Origin of the sequence: Paludibaculum fermentans (assembly GCF_051172195.1) — a bacterium.
In the GTDB taxonomy this organism is placed as follows: Bacteria; Acidobacteriota; Terriglobia; order Bryobacterales; family Bryobacteraceae; genus Paludibaculum; species Paludibaculum fermentans_A.
This window is the reverse complement of the sequence record NZ_JBPJAQ010000001.1, coordinates 2836526-2853415: the sequence shown is the minus strand read 5'-3', so window position 1 is coordinate 2853415 and position 16890 is coordinate 2836526. Positions and strand designations below refer to the sequence as shown.

Below are 16890 nucleotides of genomic sequence, written 5' to 3'. Positions count from 1 at the left end.
GGGGCGGTCGCCGACCGCCCCTATCCCATTAATAAAACAGATACTTCTTCCACTGCTCGTCGCTCTTCGCCAGAAGTCGCATGAGATGACGGCCGGTGTGGAGATTGAACGGGCGCGGCTGGTGCAACAGGCGCATACCCGCCTCTTCGGGCGTCCGGTTGCCTTTCTTGTTGTTGCAGAAATGGCAGCAGGCAACCAGATTCTCCCAAGTGGTTTCGCCGCTACGGGAGCGAGGAATGACGTGATCCAGCGTGAGGTCGGCGCTGTTGAACACTTTGTGGCAGTACTGGCAAGTGTAGCGGTCGCGCATCATGATGTTCTTGCGGGACAGCGCCCGTGTCTGATGCGGGATTCGACGGTACTCCAACAGGCGGATAACGCTGGGCATCGGGACGGCCGCTCGCTGGGCATGAAATGTGCCCGGCGTGTGTTCTTCGGTCAAGGCAACGCCTTTCAAGACGAGCACGAGGGCACGGCGCGCGGCACAGATGTTAATGGGCTCGTAGCTGGCATTCAGCACGAGCACCGGCCTGTGCAGGCGGTCGGGTGTCGTGATCATTCAGTCACTCCTCTCCATTCCATCAGCGATTCTTACCACTTGAAATCCGCTCAGCCGGTCGGTCCTGGCCAGCGTGAGAACGCTGACGTGCGCGGCGCCTGCCCGTTTGAGGGCAGTGGCGGCGGCATTGGCCGTGGCACCGGTCGTAAAGACATCGTCAATCAAAAGAAGGCGTTGCCCCTTGGGCTGGCTGTCTTTGGGTACTAAAAAAGCGCCGGCAACATTGGCCCGGCGCTGTTTTCCGCTCAAACCCGCCTGCGCGCGCGCGCTTTTTCTGCGGCGCAGGCAGGCTGCCACAGGCAACCCGGTTCTGCGTGCTACCTCCCCGGCTAGCAGCCGGCTCTGATTGAATCCCCGGGAGAGAAGCTTGCGCCAGTGGATGGGCATCGGGACAATGGCGTCAAAGATCTGGTCCCTTGGTAGTGCGCGGGTCACCAACCGGCCCAATGGCCGGGCCAGCGCGCGCATTCGATGGTATTTGAACAGGTGAATCAGGTCGCGCAATGCGCCGTCATAGTCACCGTAGGCGTAAGCTGCGTCGTACCTTGTCAGGCCGGCGGCACAAAGGCCGCAGACTCCGTCGCTGTTCAGGGGCCTGTCGTTCAGGAAAGGGGTCCGGCACTGCAGGCAGAAGTGCTCCGGTTGCAGAACGGAGGGGGCCTCGAGACACTCGGCGCAGATCGGAACCCGGCGGAATTCAGTCAGTTCGGTGCCGCAAATTCGGCATTCATCGGGGAAGAGGAGCGCAAGAAGTGGGGTCCCGGCTCTCCGAAGCCAGGTTGCGGAAAAGTGCGATGAGGGTTTCGCGAAGTGGAAACTCGGGAAGACCCACCTCCAAGGTCATTATACTCCAGCAATCCGATGGCCGGGACGATGCCGCGGGCAAGCCTGTGGTTCACTGGAATGAGACGCATGGCGCTGCTGCTCAATTGCCAATCCATCGCCCGCCAGTTCGGGGCCACAACTCTGTTCGAGAACGTGTCACTGACCATCAGCGACGGCGAGCGCCATGGCATGATCGGCCCCAACGGAGCCGGCAAATCCACACTTCTCAAAGTTTTGGCTGGCCTGGACCATGCCGACCGGGGCGAGGTCGCGCTGCGCAAAGGCGTGCGGATGACTTACGTCCCACAGGACCCAGTGTTCGAGCCGGCCAAGACCGTCCGTCAGATTTTGGACGAAGCGGCATTCGAACCCACTCTGGTCCCGGTGGCGCTGGGACAGGCTGGATTTACCGATCCCCAAGTCCGCGCCGGAGAGCTTTCGGGCGGCTGGCGCAAACGGCTGGCGATCGCCGTAGCGATGGTTGACCGCCCGGACCTGATGCTGCTGGACGAGCCGACCAATCACCTGGACATTGAGGGGATTGCCTGGCTGGAGCGGATGCTGGCCGCGGCTCCGTTTGGCTGCGTGGTGGTCAGCCACGACCGCTACTTTCTCGAGAACGTGGCCACGAACATGATGGAGTTGAACCGTGTTTACCCGGACGGTTTGTTCCGGGTGGCCGGCAACTACAGCAGCTTTCTGGAGAAGCGGGAACAGTACTTCGAGGCACAGTCCAAACACCGCGAGGCGCTGGAGATTCGCGTAAAACGAGAGGTGGAGTGGCTGCGACGCGGAGCGAAGGCCCGCACGCGCAAATCCAAGGCCCGCATTGGAACCGCCAATGAGATGATTGCCGCGCTGGATGATATCGAAACGAGAACGCGCACGGCCAAAGCGCAGATTGACTTCACCGCCAGCGACCGTAAGACCAAGAAACTAATCGAAGTGGCGGGACTGGAGTATGGCATCGGCGGCCGTACTCTCATGAAGAATCTTGATTTCGTGCTGGCACCGGGCCGCAGCCTGGGCTTGGCCGGCCCGAACGGCAGCGGCAAAACGACGCTGCTGCGCCTGCTGCTGGACCAGTTGAAGCCGACGGCGGGCGAGATCCGCAGGGCCGACAACCTGCGAGTCGTCTACTTCGAGCAAAACCGGCAGCAGATCGACCCGGCGCTCACGCTGCGACGCGCGCTGGCGCCCGAAGGTGACTCGGTCGTCTTCAACGGCCGTACGATCCACGTGAACGGCTGGGCGAAGCAGTTTCTTTTCAAGGAAGAGCAACTGGTACAGCCGGTGGGGAGCCTGTCCGGAGGCGAGCGGGCCCGTGTCCACATCGCCCGGCTGATGCTGGAAGAAGCCGACGTCCTGCTGCTGGACGAGCCCACGAACGACCTGGATATTCCGACCCTTGAGGTATTGGAAGACAGCCTGGCGGAGTTTCCGGGCGCCTTGGTGCTGGTCACCCACGACCGGTATCTGATGGACCGCGTAACCAACGCCGTGCTGGGCCTGGACGGGGACGGCGGAGCGCGGATCTATGCCGACCTATCCCAGTGGGAGACAGGGTTAAAAGAAGCCAGGCAAGCCAAAGCGGCGCAGGCCAAGTCACAGTCCGCTCCCGCGGACAAACCGGCGGAAGGGGCGCCCAAGAAGCGGCTTTCCTACCTGGATCAGCGCGAGTGGGATGGGATGGAAGCGAAGATTCTCCAGGCGGAAGCGGCGCTGGAACAGGCACATACCGAGGTCCACGACGCGTCGATTGCGGGCGAGCCGCGGCGCCTGGAAGCCGCCTACACGGCTATGCAGTCGGCGCAGGATGAAGTCGACCGGTTGTATGCTCGCTGGGCGGAACTCGAAGCCAAGCTCGCCTAAGAGGTCCAGAATCAGCCGAACTGCGCTTTGAACTGCTCGAACTCCTCGCGCAGCGACTTCAACTCTGCTTCCAGTTGATCTACGCGCTCCTGCAGGGGGGACCCGTGCGGCTGGGCAGTGACGTACTCGATGGCTTGCATCGCCGGAAGAACCGGCTCTCCTGAGAGCAGGTGGGCCCAGCGGGATTCCTTCATCCCCGGCACGCGGTCCAGTTGGCGGACCACCGGCTCAGGATTGCGAGCAGCCAGTTTTTCCAGTGTGTGCGTGAGGGCGTCGAGATCCTCGAACGCATGCATGCGGTCGGTGCGCTGCCGCAATTCACCGGGCGTCTGCGGGCCGCGCAATAGCAGTACAGTCAACACTGACAGTTCACCACGGGTGAAATTGAACCGCTCGTTCAACCGGTGCCGGAACTTCTCCACCCGGCTGCCGGCTTCGGAGACAAAGGTCGTCAAGCCACGATCGCGGAGCGAGCAAAGTCCTTCCCGGACGGTAACTTCGTCGTAACTAACGACCGGTTCGCGGTTCGATTTCTGATTGCAGGCGTTGGTTAAGGCATTGAGCGACAGCGGGTAGTACTCCGGTGTGGCCAAGTCTTTTTCCGCGAGGCACCCGAGCACACGGGCTTCTACGAGGTCCAAATCGAAAGACACCTAAGAGGATGCCATACCGCGCCGCCACCGTGCTGTAATGAAAAATAAACCGAAATGAAACAGTGGCTGTTGGCCGGCGCCATGCTGGCAGCGCTGGCTCAGTCCCCTGCCTACGCGGACGATGTCGAGTCGCTACATGCATTCAACCTGAACTTCGAGTGGCGGCGCGGCCTCACGCTGCAGATGCACACTCGCCTTCGGGCCTTTGAAAACATAGCCGCTTACAACCAGTTCCGCGGCGGCCCTGTCCTGCTCTGGCAGGCCAATCCGCGTCTTCTGGTCATCTCCGGCTATTACTTCTCGAACCAGAACCGGCGGGCGGTCCACACGAACTACGACATCCATAGAGCCTTCGGGGGGCTGCAATACCGGGTATTGCGCGGCGAAACATGGTCAGTCGATGCCCGCGCCGCACTGGAAAGCTTCCACTCCGCCCAGTTACTGGATTACCGCCGTTGGCGGACACGGGCGCTGCTCACGAAGAAGCTCCATTTCGGTGAGCCCTATGCCAGCGGGGAGGCGCTGCATGAACGTGGCGTGTGGTACGGACGTTATGCGGCGGGCGTCCTGTGGAAAATGAACTCCCGGATAAAGGTTGGCACCGGGTATGAGTATAGGCAGGCAATGACCGGCGCACCGTCGCACGTGATCACTACGCTGTTCGAATGGCAGGCCCGCCGAGCACGAACACCGCACCAGAATTAGGGCAGCTCAAACGCGACCACAACAGGGAAGTGGTCGGACGGGTACAACGCGCCCTGGTGGTGGGTGATGATTTCGGCCGAGGTCACCTTCCAGGGGGCACGATAGAAGATCCAGTCGATGCGGTCAGGGCGGGGCGTCCCACGAAAGCCGTGGAACGTGCCCTCTTCGCGCCCCGGATGCACTGCCTTCCAGGCGTCCTTCATCAACGGGCTGAGGATGGCGTAAGCTCCGCCGGTGGCAGGTGCGTTGAAATCGCCGGTGAGGACGATGGGCAAGTCCTCGTCGTAGAGGCCGATACGGCCGGCCAGCAGGCGGGCGCATTTCACCCGGGCCGCCTCGTCGATGTCGCGGTGGGGGAAATGGGTATTGAGGAACAGGAATTTCGCTCCGCCGCGCACCTCAAAGAGCGCCCAGGTAACCATGCGCGGCAGGCTCATCTGCCAGGAACTGCTGCCGGCACGCTCCGGAGTTGTGGAGAGCCAGAAATCGCCCGAGTCGACCACACGCAGCCGGTCCTTCCGGTAGAACACGCCCATGTGTTCGTCTTCGTGGTTGCCGCGGCGGCTGACACCGAACCAGGCATAGTCGGGAAGCTTCTCCACGATGTACTGGCCCTGCTCATAGAACAGTTCCTGAGTGCCCATTACGTCCGGAGCGCTGGCTTTGACTGTTTCGACGAAGAGGTCGCGCCGGGCGGACCAGACATTGGCGCCGTCACCAGGATTCGGATACCGGACATTGAAGGTCATGACACGCAGCGTTTCCGCAGGCAGCAGGGAGGAGAGGAAGAAGGCGAGAAGAAGGACTTTCCACATGCCCTTACGTTATACAATCGCACGCATGAATGTCGCGGGCCGGCTTCTCGTAATGTGTACTGTTCTCGGGTCGTTGGGCGCTCAAAGCCTGACGCCAGCGACGGCCGTCGCACCGATGGAAGAAGCGCTACGCGAGAATATCCTGGGCTTCTGGTATCCACAATCGCTGGACCGGAAATACGGCGGTTACACGATCAACCATGGGCCGGACGGGCAGTCGAAGGGTGACGCGCCGAAGATGATTGTGACGCAGGCGCGGATGGTGTGGCTGTTCGCGCGCGCCGCCCGCGCGGGTTATGGCGATCGCAAGCAGATGCTGGCCGCGGCCGAACACGGTTACCAGTTCCTCACCACGAAAATGTGGGACACGAAAGACGGCGGCTTCTATTGGGAAGTAGATGTTACGGGCGAGAAGAAGACGCGCCCGAAGAAGCACATGTACGGTGAGTCGTTCGCGCTCTATGCGATCAGCGAATATGCGCAGGCCTCCAGCCGCAAGGACGTGCTGGCCTTCGCAACAAAGGTCTTTGACCTGTTCGAGAAGAAGGCGCACGACGCGAAGCATGGCGGCTACCGGGAGACCTTCGAGGAGGACTGGACTCCGTCACCGGCAGGGGAGCCGGGCTACATGGGCGTGGACAGCAGTGTAAAACTCATGAACACCCATCTCCACCTGATGGAGGCGATGACGACATTCTACCGGGCCTCCCGGCTGCCTTTAGCTCGAGAGAGGCTGCTGGAACTGATGACGATCGAGAGCAACGCGGTGGTGCGCAAGGATGTGGGCTCGTGCAGCGACCAGTACCAGCTCGACTGGACGCCGATTCGCGAGGGCGGAGGAGCGCGCTCCAGTTATGGACACGACCTGGAGAACATCTGGCTGCTGGTAGACGCGGCCGAAGCGGCCCAGGTCCCTGTATCGCCGATGATGGACTTGTTCCGCAGCAATTTCGCGTATTCGCTCAAGTACGGCTGGGACGAGAAGGACGGCGGGTTCTGGGACTGGGGGCCCTTCCTGCAACCGGCCACGGCCCGCCGCAAGACGTGGTGGGTGGAAGCGGAAGCGTTAGTCAGCGCACTGACCATGTTCAAACTGACCAAGGACCCCCTGTATTGGGGTATCTTCGAAAAGACATGGGATTTCACCAACCGCCACCAGATCGACTGGGTGCATGGAGAATGGTGGCCAGCGGTGAGTGAACGGCTAGAGTCTTCGGGCGACAAAGCCAATGCCTGGAAGGCCGGTTACCACAACGGCCGTGCGATGATCGAATGCATCCAACTACTCAAAGGACTTCAGGAACAAAAATGACCACCAGACGCGCACTTCTCGCTGCTCTCGCGGCAGCGCCCGTGGCGCTTGCACAGAAAGAACCCGGCTTCACGCCGCTGTTTAACGGTAAGGATCTGGATGGCTGGACTCTCGTGCATGGCCGCGGTCCCGGCTATGTGGTGACGGACGGAGTGATCCAGTGCCCGCAGGAAGGCGGCGGGAATCTGTTCACCGTGAAGGAGTATTCCGATTTCGTGCTGAGGCTGGAATGGCGGGTATGGGAAGGCAGCAACAACGGAGTCGGCATCCGTGCTCCGCTGGAAGGTGATGCCGCTTATGTTGGCATGGAGATCCAGGTTCTCGACGAAGAATCGGCCATGTACCACGGCAAGAACCCCATCAAGCCCGAGCAGTATACCGGCTCAGTCTATGGCGTCTTCGCCGCCAAGCACGGGTTCGTGAAGCGCAATGGCGTTTGGAACTCCGAAGAGATCATGGCCAAGGACACGAACATCAAAGTTACGCTCAATGGCACCGTCATTACGGATGTGGATCTGGCCACGGTGAAGGATCCCGAGGTACTGAAGAAGCACCCCGGGCTGTTGCGGAAGAGCGGGCATATCGGTTTCCTCGGGCATGGCACGAAGGTGGAATTCCGAAACATCCGGATCAAGACGCTGGCGTAGCCCACGATCGGCTGTTTGGATACACCCGGATTGAGACCGCACGGAGCACCGGCAGACTGCCGCCGATGCTCCGACTGTCCCTGCCGGGGATTCACAAACAACCGAAACCGTGATAGGACAAGGATGGCTATGTCGCGTCGAGCTGAAGTAGAAAGCCGCGCGGGGAAACCGAGGGTGCTCCCCCGGGCACCGCAGGAGTTGACCAGCCAGAGGCTTGTACGGCTTGGCGAGGGCATCGGGAAAGTAGTGTACGCATCGCCGCAATGGGTCGTGAAGCGCGAACGCACGCCCTCTGAAATCCTGGCTTTGATCGTGGTTTGGAAGCTACTGCGAAGCCTGGAACGTCATACGCCGGGTAATTTCGCCCGTCGCCTGCTGGAGCACCCCTCGAGGCAAATTCGGCTGTTGCGCGTGATTGTGCATGCGCTGGTATTGGTAGTGCCCAGTGGTGTCTGGTTCACCTCGCACGCCGGTGAGATGTGGCGCATCTACCGCAAGCGGGACAAACGCGGCGAAGGACTGGCCCGGCAGCGTCTGGCCGGAACCGAACTGATGCCGGAAATTGTGACCTTTCCGCCGGCCAAGGTCCGCGTAGGCGGCTGGCCCGGCTGGCTGACGGTTTCAGAGGCTACGGAACGAGTCGAGTCCACGCTTTACCAGCGGCTGAATGAACTGGCTGCTGCCGGGAACTATGAAGAGATGGAGCGCTGGCTGGCCCGCCTGCTGGACACACGGCGCCAGGGCTGGCAGCACGGCGTTTTCTCCATCGACTCCCACCTGAAGAACTACGGCGTGACGGGCGATCGCATCGTCCTGCTGGATACCGGCGGCCTCACCAATCAGTGGCACGAAATCGAAAGCCGGCTGAGCTATGAGGACGAGGTGGAACAGCCGCACCTGCAACTGGGCCTGGGCCACGTCCTGCACGACCGGCCGGACGTCGCGGGCCGCCTGAACCTGCGCTGGAAGTCCGTCGTCAACCGGGACGAAGTACTGCGAAACTGGCCGACCGACATCCCCGCCTGAGCGCAATTCCCACCCCGATGGAGGAGCCAGCCCCGTTGCACCGGAGCAGTATTCGTGCGTGTTGAGCCCGGGAACAATGGGAGGGAACCGGCGTCTATACCAGCGTGCAGCAACTGCTCCATTCCGAGGCAGGCAAGCCAGTGGCGGAGAACGGAGCGCAGCAAGCCAACGTTCACGCGGTTCTGGTGGCGCACTTCTTCGGACGCTTCTTCGACAAGGAGGCGCTCTCCCCGCAAGGTGATCCGGGAGCGAGCATGGCTCAGTTGTTGGGCATTCTCGCGGCGCCCAGCGCCTTTTTTGTTCTGCTCTTCCGGCCTTTCGGGATGACAGGCTGGTCGCTCGTCACGCTGCGTCACATGTTTGTCTCTCTATCCATGCTGGTGCTGGGGTTCCTCCTCGTTTTCGAGTGGGATGCTTTGTTCCCGGACCGCCGCGACTATCAGATCCTGACGCCACTGCCACTGAAGCAATCCCAGATGTTCACGGCCAAACTGATGGCCATCGCCTTACTGATGGCCATCTTCCTGGTGGATGTGAATCTGTTCGGCACGCTGCTGTGGCCTGGCATTGAGAGCCGCGGAGGTCTTGTCGACAACTGGGCCAGGCACATATTTGTGGTGGGCACGGCAGGACTGTTCATGGCGCTGGCCGTAGCCATACTGCGCGGGCTGCTGGTTGTGCTGTTCAGCGGTTGGCTGCTGCGCCGTCTTTCCGTGATCCTGCAGACGCTGCTGATGAGCCTGTTCGTCATGCTGCTGGTGGTGACGCCGTTCATCGGGATGAGCACGCGGCAACTGGTGAACTCCAGGCCCTGGGTGCTTTACTGCCTGCCGAGCGTGTGGTTTACAGCACTGTACGAATGGCTGAGTCCAGCCACCGGGCATCTGGAGTTCCGGGCCATGGGATCTGTCGCTCTAGTGGCCCTGGGCGTCGTGATGCTGCTGTTCGCCATCACCTACCTGCCGGCTTACCGGCTGCAGGTGCGGCGCGTGGTGGAGGCGCCTGAGCCCAGCCCCGGCGGGCCGGGCATCGCGTGGCGTGCGCTGGATCGCCTGCTCAACCGGTTTGTCCTGACAAGCGCGGTGGAACGGGCCGTGTTCCATTTCATCAGCGAGACGATCGCCCGCAGCGCCAAGCACCGATTGTTTCTGGCCATGTACGGCGGCCTGGGTGCGGCACTGGCCTTCTTCCACTTCACCATGGGCCGGAACGGCAGGTTGCAGCTACCCCTGGTGCTGTCCTTCATCCTCGTCTCCGGGCTGCGCGCGGCATTCAACTTTCCGTCGGAGCTCAGTGCAAACTGGCTGTTCCAGATGACCGACGCCCAGATCGCAAAACCCTGCCTGCGGGCCACTCGTAAGTGGATTTGCCTGTGTGCGATGGTGCCGATGTTCACAGCTTTCTCCGTAATGGAGTTCTTCTACTTCCCATGGCAACAGGCCGTTTACCACTTGGCGTTCGGCCTAACGCTCTCGCTGGTGATGATGGAAGTCCTATTCCTCAGCTACCGTAAAGTGCCATTCACCTGCTCGTTCTATCCCGGAAAAGTGAACCTTGTCGGGCTGATGGCGCTCTACGTCCTGGGCTTCACCACCTACAGCGAGTGGATGGCCCGGCTGGAGGTGTGGATGTACGGATCAGTGCTGGCGACTTCGACCTTTTACGGGGCGGTGGCCACGGTCCTGGTCCTGCTGGGCATCTGGAGGCGGGCTCTGTTGAAGGAGACGACGCGCGTCAACTTCGAGGACGTTGATGAGAGCTCCATTCACACGCTCGGGCTGGTGATTCGTTAACGCTGGAGGTTCACGATGCTGGAACTGGTTGGACTCACCAAGTATTACCGCAACAACGCCGTGGTGGACGACGTGAGCTTCCAGGTGCTGCCGGGGGAGGTCACCGGTTACCTGGGACCCAACGGCTCAGGCAAGTCGACCACGGTCAAAATGATCACCGGCCTGTTGGAGCCAAGCGCCGGCAAAGTCCTTCTGGATGGCCGAGACATTAGCCAGGACTGGACCGGGTTCAAACGCCGTCTGGGGTACGTGCCGGAAGAGGCGATCCTCTACTCGTACCTCACGGGCCTCGAGTACCTTCGCCTGATCGGCCGCCTGCGGGGCTTGCGGGAACGGGACGTGGAGCAACGGGCCAACGACCTGCTGGAGTTGTTCTCGTTGAGTGCCTTCCGTCATGGCGCCATCTCGACCTACTCGAAGGGCATGCGACAGCGGATCCTGATCTCGGCGGCGCTGATGCACAATCCGGACCTGCTGATCCTCGACGAACCGCTCTCGGGCATGGACGTGACGTCTGCTCAATTGTTCAAGCACCTACTGGACGAACTTGCCCGCCAGGGCAAAATGATCCTCTACATCTCCCACGTGCTGGAAGTAGTGGAGCGCGTTTGTGAGCGGGTAGTGATCATCTACCAGGGCCGCGTGATGGCCAACGACTCAGTGGAGCGCCTGCGGGGCCTGATGCACCTTTCTTCGCTGGAGCAGATCTTTTCCGAACTTGTGGAGCAGCGGGATTTGCAGGCTGTGGCCCGTGATATCGCAACAGTGATCCAGCCTACGCGAGTGTGATATCTTGCCCACGATGCTACGTTCAACGCTCTCTCGTCGTTCCTTCCTGGCAACGGCAGCGGCTGCCACCGTTGTTTCGGCCAAAGGCAAGAAGATTCCGGTCGGCCTGGAACTGTTCTCCGTTCGCGACATGCTGGCAAAGGACATGATGGACACAGTCCGTCAGGTCGGCAAGCTCGGTTATCAGGGCGTCGAGTTCTTCTCTCCCTACTTCTCCTGGACCACGGCCCAGGCCAAAGATGTCCGCAAGCTGCTCGACGACCTGAATATCAAGGCGTTCTCGACGCATAACAGCTTTAGCTCGTTCGCGCCCGAAAACGTGGACAAGGCCATCGAGCTGAATACGATCATCGGCAGCAAGTTCATTGTGATGGCGAGTTCGGGCAAGGTAGTAGGGCTCGACGGCTGGAAGAAGGTCGCAGCCACGCTCTCGCAGGGCCATGAAAAGTTCATGAAGGCCGGTATTCGTGGGGGTTATCACAACCACCAGACGGAGTTTAAGCCCCTGGAAGGCACACGGCCAATCGAGATCCTGGCCAAGGAGACGCCCAAAACGCTGATGCTGCAACTGGATGTCGGCACCTGCATTGAAGCCGGCTCCGACCCTGTACTTTGGATCAACCAGAACCCGGGCCGCATTAACTGCATCCACTGCAAGGACTGGTCTCCGGACAAGGAACTGGGCTACAAAGTGCTGTTTGGTGAGGGCGTGGCGCCCTGGAAGAAGATCTTTGAAGCCGCGGAAAAGAAGGGCGGCATTGAGTACTACCTGGTAGAGCAGGAAGGCAGCCGCTTTTCCCCCATTGAGACCGCGCAGCGTTGCCTGGAATCGTTCCAGAAGCTGCACGGCTAGAAGTCGTCCACAGGTGTGAGGGGGCATGCTCCCGCCCCCTTCCCTGCCCGCTGCAAACTCTTCCGGCCCGCCAAGTACCCTTCCCGCGCCTTCGCGTCTGACGACACTGATGCGAATGCTCAGAATCTCTCTCCCACTTGCTCTGGCCGCGGCTGCCTGGGCCCAATATCCGGGCCTGACACTGCCGCCGAGCGGCAACAACCAGAAAGCAGCTGTAGTCCAGTTCATTGGCCCGGTGAAGGTGAGTATCGAGTACTCCAGCCCGGCCGTACACGGTCCGGACGGCAAGGATAGACGTGGTCAGATCTGGGGCAAGCTGGTCCCCTACGGCATGACCAACCTGGGGTTTGGCAGCGGAAACCCCGGCCCCTGGCGAGCTGGCGCGAATGAGAACACGGTGTTCGCTGTGTCCAGCGACGTCATGATCCAAGGTAAGCCACTGCCCGCCGGGCGTTATGGGCTCCACATGCTCACCGGCCCTGAGGAGTGGACTTTGATCCTCTCGAAGAATTCCGGCGCCTGGGGCAGTTTCTTCTATGAGGAAGGCCAGGATGCGTTGCGGGTGACTGTGAAGCCGCAAAAACACGAGTATCGCGAATGGCTCACATATGAGTTCACAGGCCGCAAATCCACGCAGGCGACGGCAGAGCTTCAATGGGAGGACCTGTCGGTTCCGTGGACTATCCAGGTCCCGAATGCCAATGACGTCTACATCTCGCACCTGCAGAAGGAACTCACCACGACGCCGGGTTTCAGCCACGAGGGTTATGTCTCGGCGGTGCAGTTCTGCCTGGCTGAGAATACCCATCTCGAACAGGCGTTGAAATGGGCCGATGCCGCCATCAACATGCGCTTCGTCGGACAAGCTAACTTCCTGACGCTCAGCACCAAGGCGCAGGTTCTTTCGAAGCTGAATCGCGAAGCCGAAGCCAAGGAGATCATGCTGACTGCGCTGAATCACCCCACGGCGACACCCCTGCTCATTCATCAGTATGGACGGCAACTGCTGAACGACAAGAAGAACCAGGAGGCCTTGGAAGTGTTCCAGTTGAACGCGAAGCGGAATGGCGAGGTCTGGCCAGTGAATGTGGGACTGGCTCGAGCGTATGCGGCCGTGGGCGATAAACCGAAAGCACTGGAACATGCGAAAAAAGCGCTGGCACAGGCACCCGATGAAGTGAACCGCAAAAACCTCGAGGGCATGGTTGAGTCACTGTCGCACTGAGCCAGCTTGCCGCCGGCGCCGCCGCGGAGTATGCTGCGGGCATGCGCGATGGGCGGCTGATCCTCTTCATTCTAGGCGCGCTGGGCATCACTTATGCGGTGTTCGGCGCGCTTCACGATATCGCCTGGGGACGCGAGGATTCCTACTGGCTTGAGTACGCATTTCTTGTCTTCAGCCTGCCCGCCGCGGTGTTGCTGCACTGGCATGCGGTGCGGAGCCTGCCCGCTCGCGAACGCCTGACCTGGCTGCTGACAGCTGCGGGACTGCTCACCCTGTCCTGCCTGGCGGCGGTGAACGCATCCGTCCGGCCAAAGCACGCGCTCGACGCGGCGATGGGCACCGGCTTCCTCATGATCGGCATTCCCCTGCTCGCGGTTGTCGGTCGCCAGTTGGTTCACGCCCTCTCCCATGCACGCGGGAAGCCTTTGAGTTGAGGGCCGGCGCACAGTCAGCGGGCGATTCGCCATATACTGACGGCAGAGAACTTTGCCGATGCCCACCTCCGAAATCTCCCGCCGCGCGTTTGTCGCCACCCTCGCCGCTGCCAGCCAGCTATCCGCCGCTGATGACGGCTGGGTTTCCCTTTTCGACGGTTCTTCCCTGAAAGGGTGGAAACCCAGTGAGAATAAGGGAACGTGGAAGGTGGTCGACGGGATGCTCTCCAACGACGGCGGCCGCTCGCACCTCTTCTACGACGGCCCCGTGAAGGGCGCTGACTTCCGGAATTTCGAGCTCGAAGCAGAGGTGATGACCAAGCCCGGGTGCAACTCTGGCATTTACTTCCACTCCACCTATCAGGAAAAGGGCTTCCCCCAGAAGGGCTTCGAGGTTCAGGTCAACAATTCGGCGTCCGGCGAAGGCAGCTACCGCGAGCGCAAGAGGACCGCTTCGCTATATGGCGTCCGCAATGTGTACAAGCAGTTCGTGCCTGACAACGAGTGGTTCAAGCTTCGTATCTCAGTGCGCATGAAGAATGTTCAGGTGCGCCTGAACGACATGCTAATGGTGGATTACAACGAACCCACGCCACCTGTGATCGCCGAGGGGTCGGAGCGCGGCCGGTTCCTGGATCATGGGACGTTCGCCCTGCAGGGGCACGATCCGGGATCGCACGTAATGTACAAGAGCATCCGCGTCCGGCCATTGGCCGACGAACTGCCCACAACGAAAATCGCCTACCCTCCGCCGGACCAGACCTTCCAGGACATCATCAACTACGGCGCCCACAACATCCCGATGGTCGACTTCCATGTGCACCTGAAGCTCGGCCTCACGCTGGAACAGGCGCTGCAGAAGTCGCGTCAGGACGGCATCATGTACGGCATCGCCGTCAACTGCGGCAAGGGCTTCCCGGTGCAGGACGACGCCACGGCGAGGCAGTTCGTAGAGAGCCTGAAGGGCCAGCCAGTGTTCGTCGCCATGCAGGCGGAAGGCCGCGAATGGACACAGATGTTCTCCAGCAAGACGGCAGCCCTGTTCGACTACGTCTTCACCGATTCGATGACCTGGACGGATAACCGCGGCCGGCGGATGCGCACATGGCTGCCCGACGAAGTGGGTGCTATCGCCGACCCGCAGGAGTTCATGGACACCCTGGTCGATCGCGCCGTCGGCATCATCGACAAGGAACCGGTCGACATCTATGTCAACCCGACCTTCCTGCCGGAGATCATCGCCAAGGACTACGCCACCCTGTGGACCGAAGCACGAATGAAGAAGGTAGTGGCCGCCCTGGCACGCAACGGCGTGGCCATGGAGATCAACAACCGCTACAAACTACCCAGTGCTTCATTTGTCCAGATGGCCAAGGAGGCGGGCGTGAAGTTCACCATGGGTACGAATAACACCGGACCCGCTGATCTTCTGCGTTGCGAGTATGGGCTGCAGATGATCAAAGAGTGCAAGCTGGGTTGGCAGGACTTTTTTGTTCCGGGTGCTTTTGGCCCCAAGGCGGTGGAGCGCAAGCCAAACGCACTCAAGGCCTGACTGCTCCTTCCATCGCATTCAACTCCGGCCGCGTCGACGATGGCGCGGACGCCGCTTTCCGCTTTGGCCTCTACTCGATATACTTGGCACGTCATGAAACCGCTACTCCTCGCCCTTGCTCCGTTTGCCTTGCTGGCTCCCATGTTCGCGCAGGCTCCATCCGGAGCTCAGGACCAGAAGGATTGGGTCCAGCTCTTCAACGGGAAGAACCTGGACGGGTGGAAGCCCAAGATCACCGGCTACGCCTTTGGGGATAATTTCGGCAACACCTTCCGCGTAGAGGACGGCCTGTTGAAGGTTTCCTACGACAAGTACGATCAGTTCAACAGCCGCTTCGGGCACATTTTCTACAAGGACAAGTTCTCGCACTACATCATCGCAGTGGAATACCGGTTTACCGGGGACCAGGCGAAAGGCGGTCCGGCCTGGGCGTTCCGCAACAGCGGCATCATGATCCACTGCCAGCGGCCCGAGACGATTGGTAAAGACCAGGATTTCCCAATTTCGATTGAAGTGCAGCTATTGGGCGGCAATGGCAAGGATGCCCGCACAAACGCCAATGTCTGCACGCCGGGCACAAACCTGGTGATGGACGGCTCATTGGTGACCAAACACTGCATCAATTCCACGTCGAAAACCTTCCACGGGGATCAATGGGTGCGGGTGGAGGCAGTGGTCCACGGTGACAGCGTCGTGCGCCACGTGGTGAATGGAGAGACCGTCCTGACGTACGAGATGCCGCAGATCGGGGGTGGTTCGGTCACCAATTTCGATCCGGCGGCCAAGCCGGATGGCCTGTTGCTGAACGAAGGCTACATCTCCCTGCAAAGCGAAAGCCACCCAATAGAATTCCGCAAGGTGGAACTGCTGAACCTTGTGGGCTGCATCGATCCGAAGGCCAAGAACTTCAAATCCTACTACGTCAAGGCCGACAACTCAGCCTGCAAATATTAGCGGGCTGGGCCGGATTCGCAAGAACCCGGCCTGCCCCGTCCAACTAGAACGTCTTGACCCGGATGTTCTTGACCTCGATCTTCATCCCTGTGTTCGTGAGGTGCAGTTGAAGGCCGATCAGGCCATCCATTTTGCGCTTCGCCGTGTCGTCGTCCACCAGCGCCGCCATCACATGGCCGTTGATCAGCTGGATGATCGTGTTGCCACGAGCGATGATGTGGATCTCATTCCAGTCGTCGCCCTTGATTAGCGCCTTCAACTCCTCATTCTCGCCGACCTTGCCCACCATCCCTGTCTTCCTGCCGTCGCCGACATAGGCAAACATTCCTCGCAGGGCCAGGAAGCCCCGGCCTCGTTCTTCATAGATCTGGCCCGTGAACTGCTGCTGCGCGTCGATGTCCGCCTGATAGCCCTGCAGGACCCACTTCGCGACATCGGGCCGTTCGATACTGCGGTACTGGATTCCGCTGTTGCCTCCGGTCATCCGGTATTGGGCCTTGAACTCGAAATCCGCCGGCTTCCCTCCGCGCCAGATCGCGAAGATGTTCTGCTTCGGCTGATGATCGGCTTTGGTCTCGCCCACGAGCGCGCCGTCTTCCACCCGCCAGAAGTCCGGATCCGCATCCCAGCCATTGAGGCTCTTGCCGTCGAAGATCTGCGTAAAGCCGGCCTCTTCCAGCGGCGGCACCAGATTCGCCTGGTTCATTGCACGGCCCGCTCCCCGCGGACGGCCTTGCGCGCCCGCAGCCGCACCAGCCGGTGCCGCCTGCTGCGCGCAAACCACGGCGCCGATCGCCACACCGCATACGATCACCCGCATCAGCTTGGATGGAACGCCAATCAGATTCATACCTTGCTCCTGGCCCTCTATGTAAA

Annotated in this window: 17 protein-coding genes; 12 read left to right on the top strand and 5 right to left on the bottom strand. The window is 60.8% G+C overall.

What is annotated here, in order from left to right; all coding sequences use genetic code 11:
* Positions 1–28: 28 nt before the first annotated feature.
* Both ACR9Y2_RS11690 and ACR9Y2_RS11685 read right to left on the bottom strand, forming a co-directional pair.
* Entirely contained in the window at positions 29–559 is a 531-nt protein-coding gene (locus tag ACR9Y2_RS11690) for an HNH endonuclease (RefSeq protein ID WP_435041449.1), read from the bottom strand.
* Positions 560–1063, bottom strand: a complete 504-nt coding sequence (locus ACR9Y2_RS11685) for a ComF family protein (RefSeq protein WP_435041447.1) — start codon at positions 1061–1063, stop codon at positions 560–562. It lies immediately after the preceding gene.
* Between the two features lie 408 nt (positions 1064–1471).
* Between ACR9Y2_RS11685 and ACR9Y2_RS11680 the strand changes: the two genes are divergently transcribed.
* Entirely contained in the window at positions 1472–3256 is a 1785-nt protein-coding gene (locus ACR9Y2_RS11680) for an ABC-F family ATP-binding cassette domain-containing protein (protein ID WP_435041445.1), read from the top strand.
* An 11-nt stretch (positions 3257–3267) separates the two neighbouring features.
* Here the strand turns inward: ACR9Y2_RS11680 and ACR9Y2_RS11675 are convergent, their stop codons facing one another.
* Positions 3268–3909 (bottom strand): YceH family protein, encoded by a 642-nt coding sequence (locus tag ACR9Y2_RS11675; protein WP_435041443.1) that lies wholly within the window; start codon positions 3907–3909, stop codon positions 3268–3270.
* A 54-nt stretch (positions 3910–3963) separates the two neighbouring features.
* Here ACR9Y2_RS11675 and ACR9Y2_RS11670 point away from each other — a divergent pair, with 54 nt between their 5' ends.
* Positions 3964–4614: a hypothetical protein gene (locus tag ACR9Y2_RS11670; protein WP_435041442.1), complete on the top strand. Its 651-nt coding sequence runs from the start codon at positions 3964–3966 to the stop codon at positions 4612–4614.
* Here the strand turns inward: ACR9Y2_RS11670 and ACR9Y2_RS11665 are convergent.
* A complete protein-coding gene (locus ACR9Y2_RS11665) occupies positions 4611–5429 on the bottom strand; it encodes an endonuclease/exonuclease/phosphatase family protein (protein ID WP_435041441.1) in 819 nt (272 codons plus the stop codon). The two genes, ACR9Y2_RS11670 and ACR9Y2_RS11665, sit on opposite strands and share 4 nt — an antisense overlap.
* Here ACR9Y2_RS11665 and ACR9Y2_RS11660 point away from each other — a divergent pair.
* From ACR9Y2_RS11660 to ACR9Y2_RS11615, 10 genes are all read left to right on the top strand, one after another.
* Positions 5428–6741, top strand: coding sequence for an AGE family epimerase/isomerase (locus ACR9Y2_RS11660; RefSeq protein ID WP_435041439.1), 1314 nt, complete (start codon positions 5428–5430; stop codon positions 6739–6741). The two genes, ACR9Y2_RS11665 and ACR9Y2_RS11660, sit on opposite strands and share 2 nt — an antisense overlap.
* A complete protein-coding gene (locus ACR9Y2_RS11655; protein WP_435041437.1) occupies positions 6738–7388 on the top strand; it encodes a 3-keto-disaccharide hydrolase in 651 nt (216 codons plus the stop codon). The genes ACR9Y2_RS11660 and ACR9Y2_RS11655 overlap by 4 nt, the downstream gene beginning before the upstream one ends.
* Positions 7389–7517: 129 nt before the next feature.
* Complete coding sequence (locus ACR9Y2_RS11650; protein ID WP_435041435.1) at positions 7518–8414, top strand: hypothetical protein; 897 nt, start codon at positions 7518–7520, stop codon at positions 8412–8414.
* Positions 8415–8518: 104 nt separating this feature from the next.
* A complete protein-coding gene (locus ACR9Y2_RS11645) occupies positions 8519–10207 on the top strand; it encodes a hypothetical protein (RefSeq protein ID WP_435041433.1) in 1689 nt (562 codons plus the stop codon).
* 15 nt (positions 10208–10222) lie between these two features.
* Positions 10223–10996, top strand: a complete 774-nt coding sequence (locus ACR9Y2_RS11640) for an ABC transporter ATP-binding protein (RefSeq protein WP_435041431.1) — start codon at positions 10223–10225, stop codon at positions 10994–10996.
* Between the two features lie 13 nt (positions 10997–11009).
* Positions 11010–11849, top strand: coding sequence for a sugar phosphate isomerase/epimerase family protein (locus tag ACR9Y2_RS11635; protein ID WP_435041429.1), 840 nt, complete (start codon positions 11010–11012; stop codon positions 11847–11849).
* 109 nt (positions 11850–11958) lie between these two features.
* Entirely contained in the window at positions 11959–13074 is a 1116-nt protein-coding gene (locus tag ACR9Y2_RS11630; protein ID WP_435041428.1) for a DUF2911 domain-containing protein, read from the top strand.
* Positions 13075–13115: 41 nt separating this feature from the next.
* Entirely contained in the window at positions 13116–13508 is a 393-nt protein-coding gene (locus ACR9Y2_RS11625; RefSeq protein WP_435041427.1) for a hypothetical protein, read from the top strand.
* Positions 13509–13566: 58 nt separating this feature from the next.
* Positions 13567–15060 (top strand): family 16 glycoside hydrolase, encoded by a 1494-nt coding sequence (locus ACR9Y2_RS11620; RefSeq protein WP_435041425.1) that lies wholly within the window; start codon positions 13567–13569, stop codon positions 15058–15060.
* Positions 15061–15153: 93 nt separating this feature from the next.
* The gene (locus tag ACR9Y2_RS11615; protein WP_435041423.1) at positions 15154–16014 is read left to right on the top strand and encodes a 3-keto-disaccharide hydrolase; all 861 of its coding nucleotides are present in this window, start codon (positions 15154–15156) and stop codon (positions 16012–16014) included.
* 43 nt (positions 16015–16057) lie between these two features.
* Here ACR9Y2_RS11615 and ACR9Y2_RS11610 read toward each other — a convergent pair whose 3' ends face one another.
* A complete protein-coding gene (locus ACR9Y2_RS11610) occupies positions 16058–16864 on the bottom strand; it encodes a 3-keto-disaccharide hydrolase (RefSeq protein ID WP_435041422.1) in 807 nt (268 codons plus the stop codon).
* Positions 16865–16890 lie beyond the last annotated feature (26 nt).